Annotated in this window: 1 protein-coding gene; it reads left to right on the top strand. The window is 37.5% G+C overall.

What is annotated here, in order from left to right; all coding sequences use genetic code 11:
• On the top strand, nt 1-650 hold a 650-nt coding region (locus B4F31_RS09335), incomplete at both ends, for a hypothetical protein (protein ID WP_286761176.1).

The following is a 650-nucleotide window of genomic DNA, read 5'->3' as shown; positions in this document are numbered from 1 at the left end:
TACTGTTGACGGAATTTCTTATACACTTTTAAATTCAAATCAAAACGCTCTAAACAATACTATTGAAAACGCGGAATTCCTTGATTTAACTGCTGGAACTTATTTTGTACAAGCCAGCAATGGAGATTGCGAAGCTATTTCGGAAGCTTTGGTAATTGAAGAAAACCTGGAAAGTCCCGCGCAACCAGAAGCCATTGTTTCTCAACAACCAACTTGCGAAGATATTACAGGAGCGATTTCAGTAACTACTGATGACGGAATTAATTATACCCTACTTGATGAAAATGAAAACGAATTAAGCAACTCAATAGAAAACGCTGAATTCAGTGGTTTAGCGGCTGGAACCTATTTCGTAAAAGCGAGCAATGGAGATTGTGAAACTGTTTCGGAAGCAATTGTGATTGAAGAAAATGAAGGAAGTCCGGCGCAACCAGAAGCCATTGTTTCTCAGCAACCAACTTGCAAAGATATTACAGGAACGGTTTCAGTAATTACTGATGACGGAATTACTTATACTCTTTTAGATGAAAATCAAAATGAATTAAATAGCTCTATTGAAAACGCGGAATTCCTTGATTTAACTGCTGGAACTTATTTTGTACAAGCCAGCAATGGAGATTGCGAAGCGATTTCTGAAGCAATTGTGATTG

Source organism: Salegentibacter sp. UBA1130 (genome assembly GCF_002311535.1).
Lineage (GTDB): Bacteria > Bacteroidota > Bacteroidia > Flavobacteriales > Flavobacteriaceae > Salegentibacter > Salegentibacter agarivorans.
Note: the sequence above shows the minus strand (reverse complement) of the source record. Positions and strands in the feature narration are given on the sequence as shown.